The sequence below is a fragment of the Pseudoteredinibacter isoporae genome (assembly GCF_011602085.1).
GTDB lineage: Bacteria > Pseudomonadota > Gammaproteobacteria > Pseudomonadales > Cellvibrionaceae > Pseudoteredinibacter > Pseudoteredinibacter isoporae.
Genome location: NZ_JAAONY010000002.1, coordinates 1,340,804 through 1,367,510 on the forward strand (window position 1 = coordinate 1,340,804; position 26,707 = coordinate 1,367,510).

The window sequence follows — 26,707 nt, forward strand, 5'->3', positions numbered from 1 at the left end:
TACGAGTAATATAATCCCATTAATTAGCATCGGTCAACACATTTAAACCCATTAAATGGATATTTTTTGCTTAATTTATAAACAAAACCTCAAAAAACAAGGCTTTATATTAAAATTTTTACAAAATAGATATTCAATCATCCTACTAATAATTCGTTTTCCGGCATGCTTCCATAGCAAACTGAGCCTGTCGACCCACCTCATCCCAGTCCCCTCTTTCCATGGCCGACTTGTCGATCATCCAGCTACCGCCCACGCAAATCACATTATTCAACGCCAGATAGGCATCCAGATTGGCTGGCGAGACGCCACCTGTAGGACAAAAACTCACCTGTGGAAACGGCCCCTGCAGGGCTTTCAGCAACGCTGTGCCACCGCTGGCTTCAGCTGGAAATAACTTCATACAGTTAAGGCCTCGTTCCAGAACAGTCATTACCTCGGAGGCGGTACTCACGCCAGGTAAAAATGGCAAACGTGTCGAAAGTGCGGCGGACAACAATGAGGTGGTACAACCCGGGCTTACCAGGAATTCGGCACCTGCGCTCACAGCATTAGCAACATCTCGCACATTCAATACGGTGCCTGCCCCGACCACCACATTTTCCACATTTTCTTTAATCCTACTAATAGCCCCCAAAGCTTCTGGAGTACGCAAGGTGATTTCAAGGGTTTTAAAGCCCGCATCCACCATGGCATTTGCCAGTGGAACGGCGTCTTCAACCCGGTTTATCACGATGACAGGTACGATAGGGGAAAGGGATAGGATATCTTTGGTATTTGACACTGCTTACACGTCCGAACAAGTTAATCATGGGATTAATTTAAATTAATCCCATGATATTGTCCAGATTCCTGCGCTGTACAGCGCTTTTCCAGCGTCATGACTCAAGCACAACCCAGAATTCAGATCTTTAAGCACTGACTGACATAAGACGGAAAACAGCAAGTGGGCAGGCTTTACAAGCGCTCACGAAACTCGGTAGGCGTGCAATCAAACCAGCTTTTGAAAGCTCGTGTGAAGTTGCTGTGATCAGCAAATCCCAGCAATAAGGCTATTTCGGTAATGGGTCGGTACTGCTGCTGCAAATATTGCTGGGCCAACTCCATGCGCACATCGCGCAACAATGCGGTAAAGCTGCTGCCCTCCTTTTGCAACTGGCGCTGCAATTGTCGGGGGCTCAGGCACAAACGTTCAGCAATGGACTGCTGTGACGGTTCACCCTTGGGCAGAAGCTCTTTGATCGCATCCTGGGTTTTCAGGGTGAAACTGTTCTGCACAATTCGCTGGATATAATCCTGGGCGAGGTCGTCCTGCCTCGCCGCCAGTTGGGGATCCGAATAATCCAATACTCGGTCAGCCACCGATGCTGGAAATTCCAGTTCATGTTGTTCGCAGCCAAACTGCACAGTGCAACCGTAAAACTGCTCAAAAGCCTCTGTAGACGTCGGCTCGGGCCTTTGTAAACACACTCGGCTGGGTTTGATTTCACCCGGGAAAATCGAGCGGCACACAGCCAGCAGTCCAGCAAAGCCAAAATCAACAACCTCCAGGCCAACCAGTTCAATCGGGATTTTAGTTTTCAGATACAGGCAGAAATGACGATCGTCGTGCACAATTTTCTGGGTCACAACATTGGTCAGAATTTCCTGATATTGAACAACCCTTCCCAGTGCTTCTGCCACAGAGGCGCTGCACAGCATGGCAAGGCCGAGAGCATGCCAGTGCACAGGCTGGCAAAGATGGGCCGAAAGAATTCCCAGATTGTCATCACCTACACGCTCTATGGCAATCTTCCACGCCCGATCAATCACTCTCACATCGACTCGACCGTAGGGATTACGCAATAACTCAGCATCGATATCGGCATCGGCCAAGACATCAGAATAGGATACACCTCGCTCCCGAAGAATCGCTTCCAAAGCGGTTATCCAACTACTTAAGGAGGTATAGCTTTCCATTGTTTTTATATTGTCAGGATTAATGGCCGCAGTATACGACATCACAACCGCAGCATACGTGATTTAAAAATCAAAAAACAGAATAAACAGAAGCCTATCTATTCCAATGTGTCCACACTCGCTTCATTCTCCCCACTTTCTTGCTACAGCAATCACTTACATCTAATAGATAACACTCAGAGACAAGCACTGACGCACAAAAAATTGAACGACAAAAATAGAAACAAAAAACATCAAAATCAGTGACATGGTTTCACGAGACAACCAAATGTCGCCCTGTGCATAGTCTCGAACACGGGCCGAGCTTATGCTTTTTATGCCTATGCCCATAAAAATAAACGCACATCACAATAAACGTAATAATAAAAAACAGGGATACATCTATGCCACAACTACACTCTTCAATCCCCAAAACACGCCTTCTGACAATAGCAATTAGCAGCCTGTGTTTTACCGCAGGCGGGCACGCCCAAACATTGGAAGAAGTCATCGTCACCGCACAGAAGCGCGCAGAATCACTGCAAGACGTGCCCATTTCGGTTTCAGCCATGAGTGGAGAAAAGATGTCCGATGCGGGCATCCAGAGCTTTACCGACATGAATCACTATGTACCCAGCTTTTCGGTCACCAAAGATCCGATCGGGGATAAAATTAATATTCGTGGCATTCAGTCAGGTAATCAGGCCGGTTTTGAACAATCCGTCGGTACTTTTGTAGATGGCATCTATCGCGGACGCGGAACCCAATCCCGATACTCGTTTCTCGATGTGGAAGCCGTTGAGATTTTGCGAGGCCCGCAAGGCACCCTGTTTGGAAAAAATACCATTGCTGGCGCGCTGAACATTCGCTCCGCCAAACCTACCGATGAACTCGCCGGCCAATTAAGTGCGAGCTACAACATAGAATTTGAAACTACGGATTTGCAGGGTTTTATTTCAGGGCCGCTTAGTGATTCCGTACGGGGCCGACTCTTTTTAATGAATCGGGAAATGGACAAAGGCTGGGTTCACAACAGTTTTTACAATGCCGACGTTCCCGTAAGCGATGAAAAAGCCGGACGTTTAAGCCTGGAAATTGATTTGGGTGAGAACACAACCTTACGACTGAAAACCGAAGCAGCGGACTTCACCACAGTCGGTCAACCCTGGGATATTTTAGTTGCCGGCGGCCTATCAGCATTCGGCATCAGCAGTGCAGCAGATTACCGAATCAGTATGGGTAATCTTCCCCGCGCCCCGTTTACGCATTTCGGAGCAAACGGTGAATTCCAGAATGATCCAAACGGCGTCCTGGACTTTGGAGCCGCCGGACATTTGGATGGCGACAGTAATGAAACGGCCATCACCCTGGAACATGTTACCGACCAGGGAACCATTACCGCAATTCTCGGCCACTCAGCATACGAATTTCAGCGTTTGCTGGATGCGGATTTTGGTCCAACGCCTTCCGTTCGTTTTGACGATAGTGAAGACTTCGATCAGAAAAGTTTCGAGTTGCGTTTCGCTTCGGATACCGACGGTCAATTTAATTACATCACGGGTATGTTCTATCAGGAACAAGACCTCACCGTGGATGGCCTGAGTTATTTTAATTTCGGAACCCTGCAGCCTTTATTAAACGGTGGCTGTGCCGGTGCAGTCGGCGCGGCCTACCCAGCCTTGTTTGTGTCCGGTGATGCCCTCACAACCGCCAGCAATGTTGCCGGTGCCGTCGGTGCAGCTGGTGGTGCCGGCGCGGCACTTGCCAGCGCCTGTGGCCAGGCCGCTGCCTTCGAACCCCTCGTCAACGCTGGCATTAATGGTGGCAACCGTTACGCCCTTCTGGATCAAAGCACTGAAAGTTGGGCGGTTTTTTTCCAGGGCACTTATGAAATCAGTGACAGCACTCGTTTAACTTTAGGACTGCGTTACACCGAAGAAGAAAAATCTGCATCCCAAAGCGTCCGTGCAGCGGCCTTTGAAGAAGGCGGAACGACAGCGCTTACGAATCCACTTCTTATAGGCGCGATTGAGACCGTCGGTGAATTCTCCACCCACAGCTTTACGCCCAGCGACCCTGGCATGAGCCGCGACGAAGAAAGCCTGACCTGGTCCGCCAATTTTCAGTGGGATGTAAACAACGACACCATGGTTTACGCCAGTGCCTCTACGGGTTTTAAAGCCGGCGGTTTTAACTCGTTTTATATGGCATTAGGACAACCGGATAATTCTCAGGATGCCTCGTTTGAAGAGGAAGAAGTCATCAGCTTTGAAGTCGGCAGTAAAATGACCTTGCTCGACGGCGCAGCCGAATTAAACCTCGCCCTGTTCCGCACCGAGTTTGATGATTTGCAGGCGTCGATTTTTACCGGCGGCACCACCTTTGTTGTGCAGAACGCCGCAAAAGCGGTCACCCAGGGCCTGGAAATTGACGGACGCTGGGCGCTGACAGACCAGCTCAATATGCAAGCCGCCTTTGCCTATATCGACTTTGAATATGAGAATTTTCCCAATCAGGCCTGTACCGCAGCGCAATTCAGCAGTGCTCGCCAAGCGGCGTATGAGGCTGCACTGAATGCCGGCAGCACACTGGGTGCGGCAGCAGCAGCGCTCACCTACACCAACGGCAGCTGCGCAGCCGCCGGCTTGAACGATTTGCAGGGTAAAACGTCGGAAAACACTCCCGAGCTGCAATTCAGCATGGGTTTGAGTCACACACAGAGTCTGGGCGACAATTTTGAATTGCTCAGTAACCTCAATGTCAGCTGGACGGATGATGTCTTCCGCCAGGCCGACCTGGACCCGGTATCTCTGCAGGAAAGCTATTGGAAAGTGGATGCCAACATTACCCTGGCATCGGCTGATGGCCGCTGGGATGTCAGCTTGATTGGCAACAATCTGACGGACGAAGATACCCTGAGTTATGTCAACGACACACCGTTGTTTAATGGCACTCACCAGGCTGCCCTGGAACAACCGCGCTCGTTTACCATTCGTGGTCGCTGGCATTTATAAAATCAATGTAATGCAACAAAAAAGCCCGGCATTTGCCGGGCTTTTTTATTCGCTTTGGAAAAACAACGACGTCATCATCCTTCGTCAGGAATGAAAAAATCACAGGCCAGCGCACTTCGCAAACGTGACAAGCGGGAAGCCAGTTCGTCCTCATCATAAGCTTTGGCCGGCACCGCCCCCCAAATTGGGTTGGGCCAGGCTGGATCATCTTTGAAGCGCGCCACATGATGGATGTGCAACTGCGAAACATGATTGCCGAGAGCGGCCATGTTCATTTTATCGGGCGCGAACAAAGCCACCATGGCTTCAGATAAGTAACCCGATTCATGGGCAAACTGTTGGCGATCGGTTTCACTGAGATGATGCATTTCAGTGTGGTTCGCCCGCTTCGGCACCAATAAGCACCAGGGAAAGTTGGCGTCTTTACTCAAGAGCACCAATGACAGCGGGAAATGCCCAACTACTACGGTAGATTCGGCTAATTGTGGGTCCAGCTCAAAGGGCTGGGTATCCATGGTTTCATCCATAGAAAAATCCTCGGTCAAAATTTAACCACTCCGACCCCGAAACGGGCTCGGAAATGGCTTTACCGGGCTAAGACGAACAAAACAGCGTAGACCACCAGAGTCTGGCGCCTTAGAATAGCGGGTTCATTTGCTGCCTGATCGAAATGTGGGCAGCGGGCCCGGATCACCCATGCCGCGTACTTCCAGCATAGCAAGACCGGGCACAACCGCAAACCGCTTGATATGAGATACAGACCACTATGCGTGCCAGTCGATTTTTGATCGCTACTTTAAAAGAAACCCCTGCCGACGCCGAGGTTATCAGCCACCAGCTGATGCTGAGAGCCGGTATGATCCGCAAGCTGGCTTCTGGCCTGTATACCTGGTTACCGATGGGCTTACGCGTACTGCGCAAAGTGGAAACCATTGTGCGTGAAGAGATGAACAAATCCGGCGCACAGGAAGTGATGATGCCGGTCGTTCAGCCTTCCGAACTGTGGCAGGAATCAGGACGCTGGCAGGAATATGGCCCCGAACTTGCTCGTCTGCAGGACCGCCATCAACGTGACTTCTGCCTGGGGCCAACCCATGAGGAAGTGATTACCGACATGATTCGCAACGAGATCAGCTCCTACAAACAGCTGCCTGCGAACTTCTATCAGATTCAAACCAAATTCCGTGACGAGATTCGCCCACGTTTCGGCGTAATGCGCTCGCGCGAATTTGTGATGAAAGACGCCTACTCGTTCCACAGCAATGCCGAGTCGTTGCAGGAAACCTACGATGTGATGCACAGCACCTACTGCAGCATCTTTAACCGCATCGGTTTGGATTATCGCCCCGTGCTGGCCGATACCGGCTCCATCGGTGGTGCACACTCACACGAGTTTCACGTACTCGCACAAAGCGGTGAAGATGATATCGTCTTCAGCGACAGCAGCGATTACGCCGCCAATGTTGAAAAAGCCGAAGCTTTGGCCCCTGCCGGCGAACGCCCGGCGGCCAGCGCAGAAATGAACAAAGTTCACACCCCGGATCAGAAAACCATTGCGGCTGTCAGCGAATTTTTAAACGCTGATCCAAAGCACAGTGTGAAAACATTGATCGTTCTGGGCGAAGCGGAAGAAGGGGAAACGGCCCCATTGGTCGCTCTGGTTTTGCGTGGCGATCACGAGCTGAATGACATCAAAGCGGAAAAACTCGACGGCATTGCCAATCCATTATGCTTTGCGCCGGAAGAGCGCATCAAAGCAGAGCTGGGTGTTGGCGTAGGCTCTATCGGTCCGGCGGGTTTGGACATTGCCACCATTGTTGATCGCAGTGCTGCCCATCTGGCTGATTTTATTTGTGGCGCCAATGAGGACGACTATCACTACACCGGTGTGAACTGGGAGCGTGATGCCGCTTTGGCCCGGGTTGAAGATATTCGCAATGTGGTTGCCGGTGACCCAAGCCCTTGTGGTGAAGGTAAACTGGAAATCAAACGCGGTATCGAAGTGGGTCACATCTTCCAGCTGGGCACAAAATATTCCCAGGCCATGAACGCTTCTGTGCTGGATGAAAACGGCAAAGATGTTGTGATGAGCATGGGTTGCTATGGTATCGGTGTGACTCGTGTGGTCGCCTCCTCTATCGAGCAGAATCACGACGACAATGGCATTATCTGGCCCGACGCGATTGCACCGTTCCAGTTGGCCATCGTGCCCATCAATATGCACAAGTCCGAAGCCGTAGCCGCAGAGTGCGAAGTCCTGTACGAAAAACTGAGCGCCGCCGGCGTTGATGTTATTCTGATGGACGAAGCTAAGGCACGCCTGGGGGTTATGCTGGCCAATACGGATCTGATGGGCATTCCACATCGCCTCGTAATCGGTGACAAAGGTCTGGCCAAAGACAGCATCGAATACAAAGGCCGTCGTGATGAGCAAAGCCAGGATGTTGCCCGTGATGACCTGGCCAGTTTCCTGAGCGAAAAACTGGGTGCTGCTATTTCCTGAGCAACACCTTGAGGAACAGCCGACTGAGACTTACCACGAAAACGCCATTCTGAGGCGCTTTCGTGGCCATCGGCCCGGAAGTTATTCAAAACCTTATGTCCAGATACCAGCACAAGCCAAGAACACCTCTCGCCCATATTGGGCTCTTGATGCTGCTGTGCTGGCTCCCTTCTCTTACCTTTGCACAAGCCCAGGAAGTTGACCCCGAGCTACGCAAGAGACTGAAATCCAGCATTGCAACGGCAGATAGCTTTGTCGATCGCTTCGACGCTGAGGTATGGTTGGTCGCCAAATCCCAAGTGCTAAAGCGCTATGTGAAAGATCCTGAAAAGCGTTTGCGCATCTTAAAAGCAGTTCATCGTGAAGCCAGTCGACAAAAGCTGCCGCCAGAAATGGTTCTTGCTGTGATTCAGATCGAAAGCCATTTTGATCGCTTTGCGATTTCAAAAGTGGGTGCCCAGGGCATGATGCAAGTGATGCCGTTTTGGAAAAAAGAAATTGGTCGCCCCCAAGATAACCTCACCAAAATGGATACCAATCTGCGCTATGGCTGCACGATTTTGCGACACTATTTGGATCGGGAAAAAGGGCGTTGGCCAGAAGCCCTGGCGCGCTACAACGGCAGCTATGGCAGCTACCGCTACAGCAGAAAAGTCTTAAACGCCTGGGATCAGTGGCGCTAAAATCAAATCGTTCAGGTCAGCGCTTAGCCGTCAGCATTAATACTGGCAATTAATTCTTCCAGCACTTCATCGGCTTTATCGTTTTCAATCTGGCAGGTGCCCGCCGCCAGGTGACCACCGCCACCATATTTCAGCATCAATTCACCGACATTGGTTTGGGAACTTCGATCCAGAATGGATTTGCCCACCGCAAACACGGTGTTCTGTTGTTTCAGTCCCCACATGCGATGGATAGATATATTTACTTCAGGATACAAGGCATAAATCATAAAGCGATTGCCCGCCCAGATTGGGTCTTGAGCCTGTAAATCCAACACCACCAGATTGCCGTGCACGGTGCTGTTCTGCTTGATCTGATCCATAAACAACAGGTGATGCTCACGATACATATCCACCCGCTCTTTAACATCGGGCAATTCAAGAATTTCATCGATGTTGTGATTGGCACAGTAATCAATGAGCTGCATCATAAGCTCATAGTTGGAAATTCTGAATTCCCGAAAGCGACCCAAACCGGTACGGGCATCCATAATAAAGTTCAGCAGTTCCCAGTTTTTCGGGTTCACAATATCTTCACGCTCATATTGCGCGGAGTCGGCTTTGTCTACCGCTTCCATCATCTCTTCCCAGAGACGCGGGAACACGTCAAATCCACCGTAATGATCAAAAACCACTCTCGCCGCTGAAGGCGCTTCCGGATCGATAATATAATTCGGAGCGGCGTCATTGCGCACCGCTTCAGAATGGTGATGATCAAAGGCCAGGTGAACGGCGGGTACATAAGGCAGATTGGTGGTGATATCGTTGTCGTCAATATCAACCTTGCCATCCTGCATATCTTTGGGATGCACAAACTTGATGTCCGATACGATATCCAAATGCTTTAACAGAACTGCACACACCAACCCGTCAAAATCACTGCGGGTTACCAATCGATATTGCTTTGTTGTCATTCTCTCACCTTTTGCAAAACAGCCGAACAAGGCCCGTTTCGAGGCCTTTTCTTAACCATAGTCCAAGCTATAGCGGCCTGCTGTGGATTTGCTTAAGGGAGAAAGGAAAATCGGCGGATTAGGCGACCAATGGCCGCTAATCCCTTGATAACGATAGGAAATCTTGTCGGATGGCGGAAGCGGCGGCCAGGGCTATTGCCCGGCCTCCTGATAGGCTTTACGCACTTCCTGGGCAATGATGTCGATACCCTTTGCCACCACCTCGGGGCTTTGGCTGTACGTGACCCGCAGACACTCGTCCTTATGGGCCCAATCCTCGTCAAGGCCAACAAAGAAGTGATGCCCTGCCACCACCAGCACACCGCGCTGCTTCAGGCGTTGGTACAGCTCTTCACTGCTGATAGGCAGCCCCTTAAACCACAGCCAGAAGAACATGGCACCCTCGGGCTTATGCAGCCGATAAGGCAACTCACCAAAGGACTGCTTCACCGCTTCACAGGCAGACTCAGCAGCCTGCTGATAGTAGGGACGAATAATGTCATTACTGATGCGCAAAATACTGCCATCGGCAAACAATTGCTTGCCAATACTGGGACCGAGCGTACCCGAGGCCAGGCTGACAATGGTGTTGGTATTGGTGAAAGCCTGAATAACCTCCTCGCTGGCCACCACAATGCCGGTGCGAGCCCCTGGCAAGCCCAGCTTGGAAAAGCTGAACACCACAATCGTGTTGTCATTCCAATGGGGCCGGGCTTCGCTGAAAATCATATTCGGGAAGGGAATGCCATAGGCGCCATCAATGATCAGGGGAATGCCCTTGCTGCGCGCCAGCTGATCCAGCTTGGCAATTTCGCCATCGGTCAGCACATTGCCGGTTGGGTTCGTTGGACGGGAAACGCAAATGGCCCCGATATCTTCACCGATATTCAACTCTTCGAAATCCACTCGATACTTGAACAGGTGATCGTCCAGCTCTTCAATTCTCGGTTTGGCCGCAACAAATAAATCGTCTTCAACGCCAACATCCGCGTAGCCAAGATACTCAGGCGCCAAGGGCAACTGAATCTTTTTATAGCTGCCATCGTTCTGCCGACCGGCAAACATATTGAACAGGTTAAAAAATGCGGACTGCGAACCGTTGCTGACGGCAATATTCTTTGCCGACACCGGCCAGGACAATTCCTCATTAAGCAGCTTTGCTACCGCTTCCAGAAACTCCAACTCGCCCTGGGGCGATTGATAAATACCGAACAGTTTGTGGCGCTCGCGCTCGTCGGCCAAAACCGCTTGTAGTTTTTCCGCAAAAATATCTTCCAACTCGGTAATGCGGCTGGGGTTGCCACCACCCATAAAAATCATATCGGGTCTGAGCGCCAGGGCCTGCCCCAGGTCGTCCATCAGATTAACAATACCCGAATCACCGGCCATTTTTTGCCCGAGCCGTGAGAGCCCATTGTTGGCATTTGGCGGTGTTTTTGAATCCTTAGCCATCGTTCCACACCATCAACTTCAATTGCCGACTGTGCGTCGGCCCAATAGGGCCAGACTACCCTGTTTACCGGCCAAAATCGACCATTGCCAGGGCACCTCACCGACCATAAGACGATTCAATGCGTTCCCTGGCGATTTATTCGTCTTGTAATCGGAGCAGACAAGGCTTCCGTCTGCACCCGATAGAGCTGCGCTTGATCAAGAGAGCCTAATCATCAATCAACCAGGATAATAAACATGTTTCCCACGCTGCATTTATGGGCCAGGCGCCCTCTCCAACTGTTGCTGAGTTTTTGTATTTTATGGCTTAGCGCCAACAGCAGTCTGGCGGCATTGCCTTCCATCGCCAGTAAGACCAAAGGCATGCACGCCATGCCCGGCTTTGTGGATCTCTATTGGGATGAAGAAAAAGGCGATCTTTATATGGCCATCGCCGAACTGGATAAAGAATTTATCTATCAGGTTTCTCTCGCCTCAGGACTGGGCAGCAACCCCGTCGGCCTCGATCGCGGTCAGCTCGGACACACCTTTGTACTAGAAGCCCGCAAGGTGGGCCCGAAAATCTATTTCTGGGAAAAGAACTACCGCTTCCGCGCCGACACAGATAACCCGGCCGAACGCAAAGCCGTGCAGGAAGCCTTTGCACAATCTGTACAGTGGGCCTTCCCGATTGTTGCCAGAAGTGGCGACAAGTATCTGTTGAAAGCCAATGATTATTTCCTGCGCGATACCCATCAGGTAATCGCTCGTCTGGCTAACGCCAAGCAGGGTAAGTTTACCCTCGACAAAAAACGCAGCAGCTTTCACCTGGAGCGCACCAAAGCGTTCCCGAACAATACCGAAGTGGAAGTGAATCTGACTTACGCCAGTAAGAAGCCCGGCAAACTGGTTCGCCATGTCGCCGCCAATGCAAATTCCGTAAGCCTGCGCCAACACCATACCTTCATTGCAGCCCCCGAAGGTTACACGCCGCGCTATGCCGACCCGCGTATTGGCAGCCTGGGTTTGACCTATCAGGATTATGGCAGCGCCATTGAACAGGATTTGTTTGTTCGCCTTGCTGGCCGCCATCGTCTGGAGAAAAAATTCCCCGAACGTGAGCGTTCAGAAGTAAAAGAACCAATTGTTTACTACGTGGACGGCGGTACGCCAGAACCGATCCGCAGCGCATTGATTGAAGGTGCCATGTGGTGGGAGGATGCCTTTGAAGCGGCCGGTTTTATCAATGCCTTTAAAGTGGAAGTGCTCCCGGAAGATGCTGACCCTCAGGATTCCCGCTACAACATGATCCACTGGACACACCGTCGTACCCGCGGCTATTCCTACGGCAGCTTTATCATGGACCCACGTACCGGTGAGATCATCAAAGGTAACGTCAACCTTGGCAGCCTCCGCCTGCGTCAGGATTATCTTCATGCCCGCAAGGCTCTGGAAGGGTACTCGATGGATGAGCACAGCATGTGCCAGCTGGCAGATTCACCCAGCTTTGATTATCTCGCCAAGATGGCCAGTGGCAGTGATAAAGCCGCCGTTGAAATGGCACTGGCTCGTGTACGTCAGTTGTCAGCTCACGAGGTCGGCCACACCATCGGCCTGCCCCACAACTTTATGGCCTCCAGCTATGGCCGCGAAAGTGTGATGGACTACCCTGCACCACTGATCGACATCAAAGATGGCAAACTCGATGTGAGCAACGCTTATCTGCAACGCATCGGTGAATACGATAAATTGAGTGTGCGTTGGTTGTACGGAGAATTTGATAAAGACAAAGAGCAAGCCGAGCTGGCTGCGATTATCAAAGAGAGCATTGATCGTGATCTGATTTACGTTAACCACATCAACAACAAATTCACCCGCGCGGCCCACCCTAAAACGTCGGTTTGGGACAATGGCAGCAATCTGGTTGATCAGCTTGAGCACGAATACAAGGTTCGTCGCATCATTCTGGACAATTTCGGAGAGCATCTGCTGCGCCCGGATGAGCCCTACAGCAACCTGCGTTACATTCTTCTGCCGAGCTATATGCACCATCGCTTCCAGCTCAATGCTGCTGCACAGACCTTGGGGGGCGCAGACTATCGCTACGCCAGCCGTGGTGATGGTCAACAAACCATTCACATTGTTCCCGCCAAAGAACAACTGCGTGCTCTGGATTTGATTCTGCAAAGCCTGAGCCCGGAATTCCTGCGCCTGCCGACAGCTGCACTGGAACTGATCACCCCGGCGGAGGGACGCTTTAACCAAGGCGAGACATTGGCCGGACGCGCTAACTTGATCTTCGATACCGACGCCGCCATCGAAGCATCAGCAGCATTAAGCGTCGAGCAAATTCTCCGACCCGAGCGTTTGCAGCGTCTGGAAAACTTTTCGGTTCGTGGAGATTATCCGAGTGTTGATCAGGTCTTGAATCGTCTGCTCAAAGCGAGCTGGGACATCAAGCCGGCGAAAGACCCACAGGATCGCCAGATTCAGAAAGTGGTTCAACAAGTCGTGGTGCAGAAAATGGCCGATGCGGCAGCAAACAAGAACAGCAGCCACAGTGTACGCGCCGAACTGAACCATAAACTCGCCGGTCTGGCCAAACGCCTAAAGAGCAAGCGCAAAGCCGATGCTCACGAACAGCAAGTCGCCAGAAATATTGAAAGTTGGCTGAAGAAACAAGAGAGCCACTTAAAGAGCATTGATCTGCCACCGGGCGATCCCATCTAAACACCTTTTAAAAATTGGGGCGGTAAAACGCCGCCCCGTCCTTTGCGAACTCACACTAAGATTTTATTCGTTCTCCGATTTTAAAGATCGAGCAAACGGAAACTTCAGCTGCCCCCAGAACCCTTTGGGAACCTTGGTATTCCCCGCCCCAAACTTTTCCGGCATTGACGCTGGCATGTACCAGGTGCCAAAAATGATATCGTAAAATGGAAACAGGCCTGCAAAGTTCTTGTCGATACCCTCTTTTTCACTGGTATGATGCCACCTGTGAAATTTCGGGGAGATAATAAAGTAACGCAGTGGCCCAAAATCCCAATTTACATTGGCATGAGACAAGATCGTAAGCACAGTAATCGTTGGAGCTGCGGCAATAAATACAGACGCATCAAAACCCAACAACAGGATAGGCATTGACTGAACAACCCCCAAACAGAGGGCATCCACGGGGTGAACTCGCCCCGTAGAGAACCAATCCAGCTGTTCCGGGCTGTGATGCACAGCGTGATACTTCCAAAGCTTACCCCAGTGGAAAATCCGATGAGTCCAGTATCCGAAAAAATCGGCCACCAATAGACCTAATAACAATTTCCAATAAAAGGGCCAAGCAGATATGGCCTCCATGAAGTAACTTGGAGCAATAGAAAGTTGACCTCGATTAAAATCCTGCCGGGTAACAGACAAGGCCTTTTCGGAATCATCCCCAAAGAAATAAACCAAGACGGCGACAAACCCAAACAGAATCAGGTATTCGAACCACTTGGTTATCAGCTCATTGAAGACTAAAAAGGCTAAATCGACCTTAGCATCAGGCCTGGAGAACAACAGGGGTTGACGCCTCGGACCAAATAAATATTCCAAACCGGTGAACGTCGTAACAACCACCAGAATGAGTATAAGATAATCCATAGTCTTGAGTTACCTCAGTCTGACAGATTTATGAAAAACACCAACACAAGGTATTCCAACGGCCTTAAAGCGATCTTGATTTATATCCTTTGCTTAACACAGATGAATTTTTCCCTAGATCGCGTTAGATAAAGATCGATTTCATCTCGGATAATGAATCAGCATCTTTGTTGACCCCTTGGCTTTGCCATCCACACGAACTTTCGCCTCTTCATAGCCAGGCAAGTCTCCCCCAGCATAATTGGAAATGCCAAACCCTTCGGTTGGAATTCCGAACTTTGAGGTATCAAGTTCACCATTAGAATTTTCATCATGCATGACAACCATCACATATTCACCTTCTGGATAGTTTTTTATGCTTAGCTCTATACGGTCCCCATAGGGGGATAACAGGTAGTAGGCATACACCTCCTCATTCATCTCCCCATTTAGCAAATTTTGGTAAGATTTCTGATTATCTATCAACACAAGCAGGATAGCACCGGCATTACTCTTTACACCGGATATTTCAATATCAAGATCTGCACTGAAACTTAACGTAGAAAACAGTAATGGAATTGCCGTGCACAACAAACTCTTTAATTTCTGCCTCATAACAGTCCTTATCATGGAAGAATCACATTGGCAGAAATCATACAACTGCGATATTAAGACGGCATTAATAGTCCGCTATTTTCCGTTTAGCGGCGGCTCACAGTTGTTGTTTTTTTTTGGGGGGGGGAACGGTATTGGGGAAGAAACAGGCCCTAGATATTCTCGAAACGATAACCCACGCCATACACCGAGTGAATCAACTCTTGTTCCGTTACAGCCGCCAGTTTGCGTCGCAGATTTTTAATGTGGCTATCGACGGTACGGTCTGTCACCACACGACCATCGTTGTAGAGTTTGTCCATCAACTGATCGCGGGAAAACACTTGCCCTGCATGACGATACAGATAATGAAACAACCGAAACTCCACCGGGGTAAGTTCAAGGGTCTGTCCGAAGACACTCACCTGATAACTGCTTTCGTCGATCAGAACATCGCCTTGCTGCGCTTCATCTTCCGGTGAAGACTTATAACGCCGCATCACCGCTTTGACACGTGCCACCACCTCTCTTGGGCTGTAGGGCTTACAGATATAATCGTCGGCACCCAATTCCAGTCCCAACAAACGATCGATTTCCTCCACTTTGGCGGTAGTCATAATAATGGGCAGGCTGGAGAACTGGCGTATCTCACGGCAAATACTCATGCCGTCTTTTCCCGGTAACATGAGGTCGAGCAAAATCAAATTGGGTTGCTCGGCTTTTACCCAGTCTACAACGTCCAGTCCATCTGCAATGGTGTGGCACTCATAGAGTTCCTGTTCCAGATAGTCATTCAGTAATTGGGCCAACTTTGGCTCATCTTCAACAATGAGTATTTTCTCTTTCATCATATCCATCTCAGCACTGTATTTTTCACTGCAAGCTTATGCCATAAAAGTAAACATTCAGTTTTCATAGTTTGGCATATACAAAGTGATTTTCAGGCCACCTAAATCCGAAGGCGCTGCATCAATACGACCACCATGGGCCTCGACAATATTCTGGCATAAGGATAATCCTAAACCCGAGCCGCCATGCTCCCTGCTGCGGGATTGATCCACACGATACAGGCGTTCAAAGATCTTGGGCATGTCCGCAGCCGAAACCGACGGTGACGAATCTTGCAGGGTAATTTTCAATTCGTTTGCCACGGCCTCTGCAGTCAACATCGCCTCACCACCCGCATCGGTATAACGCAAACTGTTTTCCAAAAGATTATGCATCAGCTGGGCAAAGCGTTTGCGATCGGCGCGAATATAACTGTTCAGATTTTCCAGACCATCGGCGTGCAGATTCAGATTGGCCTTTTTGAAGCGCAATTCGAAGGCATCCAGCGAAAGTTCCAAAAGCTCTCGCGCATTTTCCCGAGCAAAGCGATAGTCCAATGCACCCGCGTCAGACAACGCCAACTGATACAAATCGTCGACCAGGCGACTCAACGCCAGAACTTCGGCATGCAGAGATTGAACGTTATCGGCATTAAACTTTCTCACACCGTCCAGCACCGCCTCGATTTCACCTCGTAATACTGCCAGGGGCGTGCGCAACTCATGGGAGATATCAGCAATCCATTGCTGGCGGGATTGTTCATTTTTTTCCAGCGTCAGCGCGAGCTGGTTAAAGTCCCGACCAAGGCTGGCCAACTCATCATTACCACGAACCTCCACCCGGCGACTGTAGTCACCCTCCCCCAGAGATTTGGAACCTTCAGCCAAATCCCTGATGGGGGAAATCAGATGGCGCGCCAGCAACCAGGCTAACAACCCGGACACTATCAGGGCAAAGCCAACGGCAACCCAAATTTTATGCAGCTGTTTGCGGCGAAACTCATAGTCTGGACGATTTTTTTGCAACTTGGCTTTGCGAATTGCAAAACTGCCAATTGTCTCACCATCCAGCTTAAGGGACACTCTTAGTTCATCGTGCAATCCATCGCGATTTTGGCTAGCTTTCTTTGGGTCATCACTGACAACTGGCCATTTGGGCGACGATATCAGCAACTCGCCCTGCTCATCATATATTCGCAGAAAGCGTGCTTCACGAAAATGACGTTCAAAAATCTTGCGGCGATGCTTATCTTCGCTTTTATTCAAGCCGGGAGGCAAAGGCCGTCCCGTCTTTTCCTGAAAACGCCTTTGGCGTTCAACATTGAAAGTTTGATAAATGATTCGACGCATCAAACGGGGATTGTCTTTTAAATCCTGCCAACTTCCCTTTTCGCGATAGTGCTCAACAAGAGCATTGCGAATGGGTTCAGTGCGTTCAATAGCGGCTTGATTAAGATACTCACGAAAACCACGATCAAAGTTCCAGTATGCAAACCACGCCACAAACAGTATGACACTGGCTGTGGCGAGGGAAAAGGCGAGAAACAATTTGCCTTGCAGCTTGATTTTCATAACACTCTTCAACTCAATTTGTTATCTCAGCCTTTGTTCAAATGCCTTTAACGACGAAACATCTTGCGCATCTTTTTCTTGGAATGCTTACGGCTTTCAGAGAATTCTTCTTCGCTGATTTCACCATTTCCATCCAGATCCATACGAGCAAAGCGCATAGCCGCACGATCAGATTTGGCGTTCACCAGCTCCTCCTGGGTTAACTGTCCATCCTGGTTCACATCGGCCAGGACGAAAACATTTCTGGCCACCTGCTCACGCTCACCGGGGCGACGATCAATAAATTCTTCCAGGCTCACGGTACCATTACTGTCGCCATCCAGACGAGCAAACATCTTGGCCTGCATCTCAGCTTTTTTAGCTTCACCGTACGCACTGAGTTCGGCCTGGCTAAGCTGGCCGTTCTTGTCAGTATCCATATCGGCAAAGCGTGCGGATTTGGCAGCCTGGATTTCTGTGCGGGTAATAATACCGTCACCGTCCAAATCCAATTTTTCTTTGCGCTCATCAGCACCTGGGAAGGCATAAGCCTGGGAAGTTGCCGCCAGGGCAATCATCATCGTTACAATCTTCTTCATATCCAATTCCTCGATTCTCTTTAATGGTTAAGGCCACATCGCTGTGACTTGTTGCTCATATTAGATATCGAGCATGCAGCAAATATGGAGGAATTGTGGATAATGCGTTTGCGTACTGTTAAGACTTGCCCCGGTTTGCATTAGCCAAGTAAATTGATCTTCTGGATCAGTGCGGCAAGGTTGTCTGCCTGCATCTTTTTCATCACCCTTGATCGATGGATTTCAACGGTTTTCACGCTGATGCCAAGGGTTTCTGCCAAGCCTTTGTTGCTGGCACCCCCAGCCACCAAATGCGCCACTTCCTGTTCACGGCGGCTGAGTTCCTGCCAGTAGCTCCGAGCTTCCGACAACTGCTCCTGCAATTCAAAACGTCGGGGAATATCCGCCACCGCCTTGGCGATAATCGTTAACAGGCTCTCGTCATCAAAGGGCTTGCTGATAAAATCAAAGGCCTGGTTTTTCATGGCAGCCACAGCCATTGGAACATCGCCATGACCCGTAATCAGAATAACCGGAATCTGGTAGGCCTTGTCGAGCAGCTGCCGTTGCAGCTCCAGGCCACTCATACCCGTCATTCGAACATCCAATAACAAGCAAGCCGGTTCACCCTGGTATTCCCTTAAAAAGGCTTCAGCACTGTCGAAACCTCGACTGTCGTAACCCGCACTTTCCAGTAACCAGGACAGGGATTCACGAAAATCGGCATCATCATCAACAATCAATATTGGATTCATCGCTCTTGAACCTCCCTACAGGCCGCCAGGCGAACCTTAACACAACTGTAACTTTTACCATCGCTGTCAACATCAATACCTCCGCCCAGGCTCTCGATGATCGAGCGGGAAATCGATAAGCCCAGCCCCAGACCAGAGGATTTTGAACTGTAGTACGGTTCAAAGATTTGCGTCATTCGATCAACCGAAATGCCCGCCCCCTGATCACAGATTTCAACCTGCCAGTCGCTGGATTGTGTTTCGGGTATGAGTGATTCGCGAATTGAAATTTTAATTTCCCGCCCGGATTTCGCACTCCCACGGCGCTCGCTCGCCTGGGCCATCGCTTCCAATGCATTAATCAGTAAATTGACCCAAACCTGTTGCAGTTGAACCTTGTCCGCCATGACCAGCGCTTTGCCGTTGGGTTCCTGCCAGCGAATATCGACCATCTGCTGTTCCAGTTCCTGCTCAACGAAATTCACCGCTTCACGCAAGGACTGGCCAAGTTCGATGATCTCGGGCCGGTGTGGCGTTTTCTTCACCATGGAACGCAGTTGCTGAACAATTGCGGCCGCGCGTTCCGCTTGCTTTTCCATTGCCGTTAGCAACTGGCTCAGCTGCTGTGGTGCCAGGTCTTCTTTCTGCTTTAACTTTCGCAGACCACCGCGGGCATAATTTAATAAGCTGGCAAGGGGCTGGTTGATTTCATGGGCCAGACCACTGGCCATTTCGCCCAAGCTCATCAAGCGCTCACTGTGGGCTAACTGCTGCTGTTTATCTTGCAAGGCCTGTTGTACCGCATGTTCTTCACTACGGTCTCGTATGATCAGGGAATAAAGCCCGTAAACCGGTTCGGTATTGGTGGCAATCAACTGTTCCAACTGCCAGACACCGTCTTTGCCCTCGGGCAGGTTTAAACGGATCGCACCTTGCCAACGTCCTTTTTGACGCGCCACCTGCAAGGCGATGGTGCGAATTTTCTGAACGCTTTCTGTCGACAAATAATCTCTCAGGGAAAACCGTTCGCCGGATTCGGAATCGGTTTCAGGTCGCTCCAGCGCTTGTCGCGCGGCTCGGTTTAAATCCAGCACCTGCAACTGCTCGTCGCACAGCAACACCAAATCGGCACTGGCTTCCACGACGGCCGCCAGTCTTTGCAAGGCCTGCTCAGCTTCCACTTCTTGCTGCACTTCACGAGTAACCGCAATGATCTCCTTCAACTCACCGGATTGCTCATCACGAATGGAGCGATGGGTACTCTCTACCCAGCGGTACAGGCCTTGCCGATTGCGGGAACGATAACGAAAGGTACGGGTACCGTGTTTTTTAATGGCGGGAATGAGCTTGTGTTGCATGGCCCAGGCATCTTCGGGGTGAAACAACTCATAGGCAGGTAACCCCAACAGCTCATCGGCGCGGTAGCCGGTCAGCTGCTCGACCGCCGGATTCACAGCCGTATACGCCCAGTCACCAGGACGGTGCAGGGTAATCATCACTCCAGACTGCTCGGCTAAAATACGGTAGCGCGCTTCATTGTATTCGAGCAGATTGGATGCCGGTTCCAGGCTATCCATCAGTCAATGCCCTTCTTCATTTACTGCCTTGAATACGCAGTATAGGTGATTCCCCCTAGTGTAAAAAGCATTCTGGCCCTTCTCCCAGCTCAATAAGGACCGCTCTTGAAAAGCGATTGTGAATGTTTCGCCATCACAAGAATAAATAAGCCCCACCAGTTCGGCTTTGTTAGTCTCTGCTTATTCGGACTTGAGACCAATGTCAAAGAGGAGAGCGATCATGCTGAATGAATTATTTGGAATGCAGGGTAAGGTGTGTGTGATTACCGGCGGTTCACGCGGATTGGGTTATTACATTGCCCAGGGGTTTCTGGAGGCCGGCGCCGCACGCGTCTATATCACCGCTCGCAAAGCCGAAGCTTGCGAGGCCGCTGCCGCCGAACTCAGCCAGTATGGCGAGTGTATCGCCCTGCCCGGCGATGCCGCCAGTAATGAAGGCATCCTGTCTTTGACCCAGACACTCAATGAGCGCGAATCCCATATCGATGTGTTGGTGAACAACGCTGGCACCGGCTGGGCCGGTGAATTCGGCCAGTTCCCGGAAAAAGGCTGGGACAAGGTCATGGACATCAATGCCAAGAGCCCTTTCTTTTTGACCCAGGCGCTGCTGCCACTGCTTAAAGCCAATGCGAAGGCCGACGATTACGCCAGTGTAATCAACATTGGTTCGATTGCGGGCATCGTGGGCAATGGCCTGGATAACTTCAGCTACGCCGTGAGTAAATCCGCCGTCCATCAACTCACCCGTGTGCTTGGCAAGGAACTGGCCGAAAGCCATATTCGCGTGAACGCCATTGCACCTGGCCGCTTCTATTCCAAGCTGACTGAATTCCTGAGCAGCAATCAGGAAGCCTTTGAGGCCGAATGTGCCAGTATCCCCATGCATCGCTGGGGTGAAGCCAGTGATATCGCGGGTGTGGCGATTATGCTGGCGAGCAAGGCCGGCGGATTTATTACCGGTCAAATCATCCCGGTTGACGGCGGCACCACCCTGATCGCCTAGACCACGCACCCAGGCCAGAGAACCCTTTCTGGCCCGGTTTGACTCAAATTAGACCTATCGCTTGATTGACTTGGAAATTTGAGGAAAAATAAGGGTATACCCCTATAAAAATTGATCACGTATTTGAGAAAGCCACCATGTCACAAACACCCCTGCTGAACGACCGCGATATTGAGTTCCTGCTCTATGAATTCCTGAACAGTGAGGCGCTACTGGAGCGACCGCGCTACCAGGAGCATTCCAGAGAGGTGTTTGATGCCACCATGGCGACCGCCAAGACCATCGCCGAAAAATACTTTGCCAATCACAATGCCAAGGGCGATGCCAATGAGCCGACTTTCGATGGAGAAAAAGTTCATCTGATTCCCGAAACCCAGGACGCCTGGAACGCCTTTGCCGAGGCAGGTTTCCTTGCGGCTCACTATGATTTTGAAGAAGGTGGCATGCAGATGCCGGAGATCATTCTGCGTGCGGCTATGTCCTATGTGTCCGCTGCGAATATTTCTTCCACGGGCTACCCTTTCCTGACGCTGGGTTCGGCCAACCTGATTCGCAGCTTTGGTGACGAAGCCCAAAAAGCCAAGTACCTGCCACCGATGATGGACGGCCGCTTCTCCGGTACGATGGCCCTCACTGAACCGGGACAAGGTTCCGCATTAGCCGACATTAAAACCACCGCCAAACCCCATGAGGATGGCAGCTATCGAATTTTCGGCCAGAAGATGTTTATCTCCGCAGGCGATCATTCCCTAACCGATAACATCGTGCACATGGTGCTGGCAAAAATTGAAGGCGCACCCGCGGGCACCAAAGGCATCTCCCTGTTTATCTGCCCGAAGTTTCTGGTCAATGACGATGGCAGTGTGGGCGAGCGTAACGACGTTGCGCTGGCGGGCCTGCTGCACAAGATGGGCTACCGCAACACCACATCAACGGTGCTGAGCTTCGGCGAAAAAGATGGCGCCATCGGCTATCTGGTGGGCGAGCCTCACAAGGGCCTCTCCTATATGTTCCAAATGATGAATGAAGCTCGCATCGGTGTCGGCCTCGGTGCCGCCGTTTTGGGTTATCAGGGCTATAACTACTCTCTGGACTATGCGCGCAATCGCCCCCAAGGCCGCTTGCCCTCCCAGAAAGATCCAACGTCCAAACAAGTGAATATTGTCGAGCACGCCGATGTGCGCCGCATGTTGCTGGCCCAGAAAGCGTACGTGGAAGGCTCCATGGCACTGTGCTTCTATGCCAGTCATCTGTTCGAAGATTCCCATACCGCCACAACAGAAGAAGAACGCCAGCAGGCGTTTACCTTGCTGGATTTAATTACCCCCATGGTGAAGTCCTTCCCGTCCAAATACGGCCTTCGCGCCAATGAACATGCCATCCAGATTCTGGGGGGCTCAGGCTACATTCGTGAATACCCGGTTGAACAGTATTATCGCGATAACCGACTCAATCCGATTCACGAAGGCGCCGAAGGTATTCATGGTTTGGACCTGCTGGGCCGCAAGGTGCCTCTGGGAGGCATGGCGGGCTATCAGGCGCTGAAAAACGAAATGATGGCCACGGCTGAAAGCGCAAAAACTCACGGTGAAACCGCAGACTGGGCCTTGGCGCTGGAAGCGGGTGTTGCGAGCCTGGATCAAACCACCATGAGTTTGCTCGGCACACTGGGTAAAGGCGAGATCGATCTGGGCATGGCCAATGCGACCGTATATCTCGATATGTTTGGTCGCGTACTGGTCAGCTGGATTTGGTTGAAACAAGCCATTGTCGCCGCCAGGGCTCTGGCCGGAGATCTGCATCAGGACGAAGAGAATTTTTACCGTGGCAAGCTACAGGCCGCACAGTACTACATTCAGTGGGAATTACCTGAAATCGACGCTCAGGCCAAGCTCCTGCAAAGCCTCGACGATACCTGCCTGGCCATGCAAGACGCCTGGTTCTGATCCCCCAACAAACCACAAAAGGGCAGCTGCATCAGCTGCCCTTTATGTATGTCACAGAACGAAAACACAAAAACAAATACGTTAAAGGACGCACCATGAGCTCTCCAGCACTCTATAGCCAAGAAGACAATATTGCGGTCATCACCTTAAACTCGCCGCCCGTAAATGGATTGGGGCAAGCATTACGCAGTGCCATCAAAGCGGCATTTGAAACCGCAAAAAGTAATGCAGAGGTTGAAGCGATTGTGATCGCCTCTTCCGGAAAATTATTTTGCGGGGGTGCCGATATTGCCGAATTCGCTGCAGGCGGATTTCACAGCGAGCCCATGTTGCCGGGTTTACTTACCGAATTGGAAAACAGCCCCAAGCCCATTGTCGCTGCCGTCAATGGTATGGCGCTGGGTGGCGGTTTTGAATTAGCCCTGGCCTGTGATTATCGTATCGCGTTGCCGGGCGCCAAATGCGGCCTGCCCGAAGTAAATATCGGCATACTGCCCGGCGCTGGTGGCACTCAACGCTTACCGCGTTTAATCGGCGCCGAGATGGCCACCCAAATGGTCACCAGTGGTGCGCCGGTTGCCGCGACAAAACTGTTAGAAGCTGGCGCGATTGATCGCGTGTTTGATGGTGCCTCCGAAGACTTTGTGAACGCGGCCATTGATTACGCCAAAGAACTTATTGCTCAAAATGCCCCCTGTAAAACCTGCGCCGACCTCAATGTTGAGAACCCGGGTGCAGAATTTTTTGCCGAGTTCCGTAAATCCATCGCCCGCAAAACCCGTGGCTTTTTTGCGCCGGAAAAAAACATCCAGTGTATTGAAGCCGCCTGTGAATTGCCTCTGGCGGAAGGCTTGGAAAAAGAAACCGAACTGTTTCAGGAATGTATGCAAACGCCCCACGCTCGCGCCCAGCAACATATCTTTTTTGCGGAACGCGCTGCCACAAAAATCCCCGGTGTCGATCCGAAAACACCCTTACGCCCGATAAAAAACGTCGGCATCATTGGCGCGGGCACCATGGGTGGTGGTATTGCCATGAACTTTGCCAACGTGGGCATTCCGGTAACGCTACTGGAAGTGAAAGAAGATGCACTCGAACGCGGTCTGGGTGTGATCCGAAACAACTATGAGATTAGCGCCCGCAAGGGTCGTTTGACTGAAGCACAAGTTGATGAACGTATGGGCTTGATTCAAGGCAGCCTTGACTATGCCGACCTCGCAGACGTCGATATTGTGATTGAAGCGGTCTTCGAAAACATGGACATCAAAAAGCAGGTGTTTTCGCAACTGGATAAAACCTGTAAGCCCGGTGCCATTCTGGCGACTAACACATCAACCCTTGATGTGGATGAGATTGCCGCCGCCACGTCTCGCCCGAACGATGTGATTGGCCTGCACTTCTTCAGCCCGGCAAATGTGATGCGCCTGTTGGAAATCGTACGCGGTGCCAAAACGGCCAACGATGTTCTGATGACCACAATTAAAATGGCCCAGAGCATTCGCAAAATGCCCGTGGTCGCCGGCGTTTGCTGGGGCTTTATCGGTAACCGAGGCCTGGAGCCTTATGGCCGTGAGGCCTCGCGCCTGGTGCTCGAAGGTGCCAGCCCGGAGCAAATTGACAAGGTCCTATACGATTGGGGGTTAGCCATGGGCCTGCCTTCCATGATTGACCTCGCCGGTATTGATGTCGGTTACCTGACCCGCCAGGGCAATCGCGATATGTTTTACGGTCGTGACCCAAGCTACACCGCCGTCTGTGACAAGCTCTACGAACAGGGCCACTACGGGCAGAAAACCGGTACCGGCTTTTACATCTACGAGGGCCGTAACAAACAAAGCAATCCCGAGGTGGCGAGCATCGCCCAGGCACTCGCCGCGGAACACAAAGTTAGCCAACGAGAGATCAGTGATCAGGAAATTCTGGAGCGCTGCCTGTTCCCCTTGATCAACGAAGGGGCTCAAATCCTGGATGAAGGTATTGCCTACCGTGCCAGTGATATTGACGTCATCTATTGCAATGGCTACGGCTTCCCCGTTTATCGCGGTGGCCCAATGCAGTATGCTGATGAAATCGGTCTGGATACCGTAGTACAAGCCCTGGAGACCTACCAGAATAGCCTTGGCGAGTACGGCAAAACCTGGTTCCAGGTCTCCCCCCTGCTGAAGCGATTGGCTTCGGAAGGCAAGAGCTTTAAGCAATACGATGCGGAGCAAGCGTCGTAATTCACCGTAAATTCGGCCCTGGCGGCACTGTGTGCCCCTTGGCCAAACGCTAGACTGGCGCCAAGCCATAAAAAACCAATTTAAAGAAATAGAAATCAGCTTAGCTAAAAAGATAAGCAACAGAATTTTTAACGAGGATCAACACCATGACTAAAGAAGCGGTAATTGTATCAACAGCCCGTACGCCGATTGGCAAAGCCTTTCGTGGCGCCCTGAATAACATCAAATCCCCCACCATGACCGGTCATGCCATTAAGCACGCGGTTGAACGTGCCGGCATTGAAGGCGCTGAAATCGAAGATGTGATTATCGGCTCTGTACTGAACGCCGGTACCGCTTCGAACAATATCGCACGTACCGCCTCCATTGCAGCGGGCGTTCCTGTGACCGCAGGCGCACAAGTTATCGATCGTCAGTGCTCTTCCGGCCTGATGGCCATTGCGACAGCCGCAAAGCAAATTATGGTGGATGGCTACAGCTGCATCGTCGCCGGTGGTCAAGATAATATTTCCGCGGTTCAAATGCCTTACCACAAATGGGCGGCCGAAACGTTTGATGAAAACGTCATCAAAATGCAGGAACACGCCTATATGCCAATGCTGCAAACTGCAGAGTTTGTTGCAAAGAAATATGGCGTGAGTCGTGACGCTCAAGACCAGTACTCTCTGGAATCTCAACAGCGTACCGCAGCCGCTCAGGAAGCCGGCCTGTTCGATAATGAAATTGTGCCCATCACAGCAACCAAAGCAATTGTCGACAAAGAAACCAAAGAAGTCTCTTATGAAGAAGTGACCCTGAGCAAGGACGAAGGCAACCGCCCTTCCACCACTCTGGACAATCTGCAAAGTTTAAATCCTGTCATCGAAGGCGGTTGCATTACGGCGGGTAATGCCAGTCAACTGTCCGATGGTGCTTCGGCCTGTGTCGTAATGGATGGCAAATTGGCCGAGCAACGCAACATCGAACCACTGGGCATTTACCGTGGCATGATGACAGTTGGTAACGAGCCGGAAGAAATGGGCATTGGTCCTATCTACGCCATCCCCAAACTACTGAAGCAACACGGCCTGAGTGTAGACGATATTGACCTGTGGGAACTGAACGAAGCCTTCGCCGTGCAGTGCCTGTACTGTCGTGATCACTTGGGCATCGATCCTGCCAAATACAATGTGAACGGTGGTTCTATTTCCATTGGTCACCCTTACGGCATGACTGGCGCACGCACAACCGGCCACATTCTGCTGGAAGGTAAGCGTCGTGGCGCGAAGTGGGCAGTTGTGTCCATGTGTGTTGGCGGCGGCATGGGCGCTGCCGGTTTATTTGAAATCGTTTAAGCCTTTCCATTCGGGCGGCCCATGGCCGGGCTGCCCACTTGATTCCATTCTGTATCACTCCCCACGCAAGCGACGCACGACACAAACTTTTCGCTTCCATCGTAACTTTTGTTAATGCCAGCTCGCTTGTGATTACTGATAATTCGACATAGTTTCTGGAGACCA

20 protein-coding genes are annotated in these 26,707 nt (G+C 51.1%); 8 read left to right on the plus strand and 12 right to left on the minus strand.

Translation table 11 applies throughout. From position 1 onward, the window contains the following. Positions 1 to 145: 145 nt before the first annotated feature. On the minus strand, positions 146 to 784 hold the full coding sequence (locus G8768_RS14365; protein ID WP_166845534.1) for a bifunctional 4-hydroxy-2-oxoglutarate aldolase/2-dehydro-3-deoxy-phosphogluconate aldolase: 639 nt from the start codon (positions 782 to 784) through the stop codon (positions 146 to 148). A gap of 173 nt (positions 785 to 957) precedes the next feature. Beyond that, entirely contained in the window at positions 958 to 2,001 is a 1,044-nt protein-coding gene (locus tag G8768_RS14370) for an AraC family transcriptional regulator (RefSeq protein WP_166845532.1), read from the minus strand. A 341-nt stretch (positions 2,002 to 2,342) separates the two neighbouring features. Between G8768_RS14370 and G8768_RS14375 the strand changes: the two genes are divergently transcribed. After that, positions 2,343 to 4,952 (plus strand): TonB-dependent receptor, encoded by a 2,610-nt coding sequence (locus tag G8768_RS14375; RefSeq protein WP_166845530.1) that lies wholly within the window; start codon positions 2,343 to 2,345, stop codon positions 4,950 to 4,952. Between the two features lie 74 nt (positions 4,953 to 5,026). Here G8768_RS14375 and G8768_RS14380 read toward each other — a convergent pair whose 3' ends face one another. Next, a complete protein-coding gene (locus G8768_RS14380; protein WP_243749502.1) occupies positions 5,027 to 5,479 on the minus strand; it encodes an HIT domain-containing protein in 453 nt (150 codons plus the stop codon). Positions 5,480 to 5,718: 239 nt separating this feature from the next. Here G8768_RS14380 and G8768_RS14385 point away from each other — a divergent pair, with 239 nt between their 5' ends. Together G8768_RS14385 and G8768_RS14390 are read left to right on the plus strand one after the other, a co-directional pair. Then, on the plus strand, positions 5,719 to 7,455 hold the full coding sequence (locus G8768_RS14385; RefSeq protein WP_166845528.1) for a proline--tRNA ligase: 1,737 nt from the start codon (positions 5,719 to 5,721) through the stop codon (positions 7,453 to 7,455). Positions 7,456 to 7,604: 149 nt separating this feature from the next. Further along, complete coding sequence (locus G8768_RS14390) at positions 7,605 to 8,138, plus strand: lytic transglycosylase domain-containing protein (protein ID WP_166847457.1); 534 nt, start codon at positions 7,605 to 7,607, stop codon at positions 8,136 to 8,138. Positions 8,139 to 8,161: 23 nt separating this feature from the next. Here G8768_RS14390 and G8768_RS14395 read toward each other — a convergent pair whose 3' ends face one another. Both G8768_RS14395 and G8768_RS14400 read right to left on the minus strand, forming a co-directional pair. Then, positions 8,162 to 9,091 carry a DHH family phosphoesterase gene (locus G8768_RS14395; RefSeq protein WP_166845526.1) on the minus strand — a complete coding sequence of 310 codons (930 nt, stop codon included), beginning with the start codon at positions 9,089 to 9,091 and terminating at the stop codon, positions 8,162 to 8,164. A 192-nt stretch (positions 9,092 to 9,283) separates the two neighbouring features. Beyond that, entirely contained in the window at positions 9,284 to 10,582 is a 1,299-nt protein-coding gene (locus G8768_RS14400; RefSeq protein ID WP_166845524.1) for a valine--pyruvate transaminase, read from the minus strand. Between the two features lie 237 nt (positions 10,583 to 10,819). On the opposite strand from G8768_RS14400, the gene G8768_RS14405 reads away from it, so the two are divergent. Next, positions 10,820 to 13,291, plus strand: coding sequence for a zinc-dependent metalloprotease (locus tag G8768_RS14405; protein WP_166845522.1), 2,472 nt, complete (start codon positions 10,820 to 10,822; stop codon positions 13,289 to 13,291). Positions 13,292 to 13,354: 63 nt separating this feature from the next. Here the strand turns inward: G8768_RS14405 and G8768_RS14410 are convergent, their stop codons facing one another. The 7 genes from G8768_RS14410 to G8768_RS14440 all read right to left on the minus strand — a co-directional run bounded on the left by G8768_RS14410 (position 13,355) and on the right by G8768_RS14440 (position 20,037). Continuing rightward, positions 13,355 to 14,197 (minus strand): sterol desaturase family protein, encoded by an 843-nt coding sequence (locus G8768_RS14410; RefSeq protein ID WP_167202777.1) that lies wholly within the window; start codon positions 14,195 to 14,197, stop codon positions 13,355 to 13,357. Positions 14,198 to 14,338: 141 nt separating this feature from the next. Then, positions 14,339 to 14,791, minus strand: coding sequence for a DUF2141 domain-containing protein (locus tag G8768_RS14415; protein ID WP_166845518.1), 453 nt, complete (start codon positions 14,789 to 14,791; stop codon positions 14,339 to 14,341). 152 nt (positions 14,792 to 14,943) lie between these two features. Further along, the gene (locus tag G8768_RS14420; RefSeq protein ID WP_166847454.1) at positions 14,944 to 15,618 is read right to left on the minus strand and encodes a response regulator; all 675 of its coding nucleotides are present in this window, start codon (positions 15,616 to 15,618) and stop codon (positions 14,944 to 14,946) included. A 57-nt stretch (positions 15,619 to 15,675) separates the two neighbouring features. After that, a complete protein-coding gene (locus G8768_RS14425; protein WP_166845516.1) occupies positions 15,676 to 17,169 on the minus strand; it encodes an ATP-binding protein in 1,494 nt (497 codons plus the stop codon). A 47-nt stretch (positions 17,170 to 17,216) separates the two neighbouring features. Then, complete coding sequence (locus tag G8768_RS14430) at positions 17,217 to 17,747, minus strand: EF-hand domain-containing protein (RefSeq protein ID WP_166845514.1); 531 nt, start codon at positions 17,745 to 17,747, stop codon at positions 17,217 to 17,219. 140 nt (positions 17,748 to 17,887) lie between these two features. Then, positions 17,888 to 18,481: a response regulator transcription factor gene (locus tag G8768_RS14435; protein WP_166845512.1), complete on the minus strand. Its 594-nt coding sequence runs from the start codon at positions 18,479 to 18,481 to the stop codon at positions 17,888 to 17,890. Continuing rightward, positions 18,478 to 20,037, minus strand: coding sequence for a PAS domain-containing sensor histidine kinase (locus G8768_RS14440; RefSeq protein WP_166845510.1), 1,560 nt, complete (start codon positions 20,035 to 20,037; stop codon positions 18,478 to 18,480). The genes G8768_RS14435 and G8768_RS14440 overlap by 4 nt, the downstream gene beginning before the upstream one ends. Before the next feature lie 220 nt (positions 20,038 to 20,257). Between G8768_RS14440 and G8768_RS14445 the strand changes: the two genes are divergently transcribed. The 4 genes from G8768_RS14445 (at position 20,258) to G8768_RS14460 (ending at position 26,542) form a co-directional block, all read left to right on the plus strand. After that, the gene (locus G8768_RS14445; RefSeq protein WP_166845508.1) at positions 20,258 to 21,040 is read left to right on the plus strand and encodes an SDR family oxidoreductase; all 783 of its coding nucleotides are present in this window, start codon (positions 20,258 to 20,260) and stop codon (positions 21,038 to 21,040) included. Between the two features lie 137 nt (positions 21,041 to 21,177). After that, on the plus strand, positions 21,178 to 22,986 hold the full coding sequence (locus G8768_RS14450) for an acyl-CoA dehydrogenase (protein WP_166845505.1): 1,809 nt from the start codon (positions 21,178 to 21,180) through the stop codon (positions 22,984 to 22,986). A 95-nt stretch (positions 22,987 to 23,081) separates the two neighbouring features. Beyond that, a complete protein-coding gene (locus tag G8768_RS14455; protein WP_166845503.1) occupies positions 23,082 to 25,208 on the plus strand; it encodes a 3-hydroxyacyl-CoA dehydrogenase NAD-binding domain-containing protein in 2,127 nt (708 codons plus the stop codon). A gap of 146 nt (positions 25,209 to 25,354) precedes the next feature. Continuing rightward, positions 25,355 to 26,542, plus strand: coding sequence for an acetyl-CoA C-acyltransferase (locus G8768_RS14460; RefSeq protein ID WP_166845500.1), 1,188 nt, complete (start codon positions 25,355 to 25,357; stop codon positions 26,540 to 26,542). The last annotated feature ends 165 nt before the right edge of the window (positions 26,543 to 26,707 follow it).

What these genes read in the sequence shown, in the direction of transcription:
- G8768_RS14385 (WP_166845528.1), top strand. Translation starts at nt 5,719, where the DNA reads ATGCGTGCCAGTCGATTTTTGATCGCTACTTTAAAAGAAACCCCTGCC.
- G8768_RS14420 (WP_166847454.1), bottom strand. Translation starts at nt 15,618, where the DNA reads ATGAAAGAGAAAATACTCATTGTTGAAGATGAGCCAAAGTTGGCCCAA.
- G8768_RS14435 (WP_166845512.1), bottom strand. Translation starts at nt 18,481, where the DNA reads ATGAATCCAATATTGATTGTTGATGATGATGCCGATTTTCGTGAATCC.
- G8768_RS14400 (WP_166845524.1), bottom strand. Translation starts at nt 10,582, where the DNA reads ATGGCTAAGGATTCAAAAACACCGCCAAATGCCAACAATGGGCTCTCA.
- G8768_RS14375 (WP_166845530.1), top strand. Translation starts at nt 2,343, where the DNA reads ATGCCACAACTACACTCTTCAATCCCCAAAACACGCCTTCTGACAATA.
- G8768_RS14450 (WP_166845505.1), top strand. Translation starts at nt 21,178, where the DNA reads ATGTCACAAACACCCCTGCTGAACGACCGCGATATTGAGTTCCTGCTC.
- G8768_RS14425 (WP_166845516.1), bottom strand. Translation starts at nt 17,169, where the DNA reads ATGAAAATCAAGCTGCAAGGCAAATTGTTTCTCGCCTTTTCCCTCGCC.
- G8768_RS14430 (WP_166845514.1), bottom strand. Translation starts at nt 17,747, where the DNA reads ATGAAGAAGATTGTAACGATGATGATTGCCCTGGCGGCAACTTCCCAG.
- G8768_RS14390 (WP_166847457.1), top strand. Translation starts at nt 7,605, where the DNA reads ATGCTGCTGTGCTGGCTCCCTTCTCTTACCTTTGCACAAGCCCAGGAA.
- G8768_RS14445 (WP_166845508.1), top strand. Translation starts at nt 20,258, where the DNA reads ATGCTGAATGAATTATTTGGAATGCAGGGTAAGGTGTGTGTGATTACC.
- G8768_RS14455 (WP_166845503.1), top strand. Translation starts at nt 23,082, where the DNA reads ATGAGCTCTCCAGCACTCTATAGCCAAGAAGACAATATTGCGGTCATC.
- G8768_RS14415 (WP_166845518.1), bottom strand. Translation starts at nt 14,791, where the DNA reads ATGAGGCAGAAATTAAAGAGTTTGTTGTGCACGGCAATTCCATTACTG.
- G8768_RS14410 (WP_167202777.1), bottom strand. Translation starts at nt 14,197, where the DNA reads ATGGATTATCTTATACTCATTCTGGTGGTTGTTACGACGTTCACCGGT.
- G8768_RS14460 (WP_166845500.1), top strand. Translation starts at nt 25,355, where the DNA reads ATGACTAAAGAAGCGGTAATTGTATCAACAGCCCGTACGCCGATTGGC.
- G8768_RS14440 (WP_166845510.1), bottom strand. Translation starts at nt 20,037, where the DNA reads ATGGATAGCCTGGAACCGGCATCCAATCTGCTCGAATACAATGAAGCG.
- G8768_RS14370 (WP_166845532.1), bottom strand. Translation starts at nt 2,001, where the DNA reads ATGTCGTATACTGCGGCCATTAATCCTGACAATATAAAAACAATGGAA.
- G8768_RS14395 (WP_166845526.1), bottom strand. Translation starts at nt 9,091, where the DNA reads ATGACAACAAAGCAATATCGATTGGTAACCCGCAGTGATTTTGACGGG.
- G8768_RS14380 (WP_243749502.1), bottom strand. Translation starts at nt 5,479, where the DNA reads ATGGATGAAACCATGGATACCCAGCCCTTTGAGCTGGACCCACAATTA.
- G8768_RS14405 (WP_166845522.1), top strand. Translation starts at nt 10,820, where the DNA reads ATGTTTCCCACGCTGCATTTATGGGCCAGGCGCCCTCTCCAACTGTTG.